General features: G+C 65.9%; 1 protein-coding gene. It reads left to right on the forward strand.

The window, feature by feature from the left end:
* Positions 1 to 798 (forward strand): LysR substrate-binding domain-containing protein (locus EN906_RS35505; protein ID WP_127375839.1); only part of this gene is annotated, 798 nt, incomplete at its 5' end.
* Between the last annotated feature and the right edge of the window lie 160 nt (positions 799 to 958).

Here is a 958-nt window from a genome sequence, read left to right on the forward strand (position 1 = left end):
ATCGCCAAGCTCGAGGACTGGCTGGGATTGAAAGTCTTCGACCGTGGGGCGCGCGGCGTCTCGCTGACGATCGAGGGCAACCGGCTGCATCTGCGCACGGCGGAAGCCTTTGCGCTGATATCGACCCATTCCGACCGCTGGGTCGAGCCGCGTGGCACGGCGGTGGTGCGGCTGACCTCGATCCCCTCGGTCAGCGGGCTGTGGCTGATGCCTCGCATGGCGGCTCTGGAGAACAATCCCTCGAAGCTGCGCATCGTGCTCGATGTCGATATCCGCCAGGCCGACCTTGCCGATGAGGGCATCGATCTCTCCATCCGCTGTGGACGCGGCGGCATTCCGGGCCGCGTCTCGGTGCAGCTTTTCGAGGAACATGTCTTCCCCGTCGCGTCACCCGAGCTTGCCCGCGAGATCGGCCGCGGCGACCCTGCCCGGCTGCTCAAATATCCGCTGATCAACGATTCCGACGCGTCTGCCTGGCGCGCCTGGTTTGCCGCGCAAGGCATGGATTATCGCCCGCGCCCGCAGGACCGTCGCTTCGAGGACTACAATCTGGTGCTCGACGCCGCCGCCTATGGGCTTGGCATCGCGCTGGCACGCCCACCCCTGACCGGACATCAATTGCAATCGGGCCGCATCACCCCCGTCGATGAGCGCACCGCGCTCAATCCGGTGTCCTACTGGCTCGACCGGCCGATCGGCCGGCCGCGCGCCGCAGCCGCCGACCTCGCCCGCCGCATCGCGGCGGAGGCCGGGCTGGCGCCGGAAAAGATCGAGGCGTTCATCGAAGCCGAGCGATAGGCCTTCCGCCGGGCATATATCGAGAACCAGCCGATTCGAAGCTCAGCGAAGCAACAACAGAACGAACCCAAGGATCACGGTTCCCAGCAAACCGGCCACTATCGAAACAAAGCCGACCTTCACCAGCAAGTGCTCAGGGTTCGGCGCCGCACCATGGGAT

Origin of the sequence: Mesorhizobium sp. M7A.F.Ca.CA.004.06.1.1, assembly GCF_003999135.1 — a bacterium.
GTDB lineage: Bacteria > Pseudomonadota > Alphaproteobacteria > Rhizobiales > Rhizobiaceae > Mesorhizobium.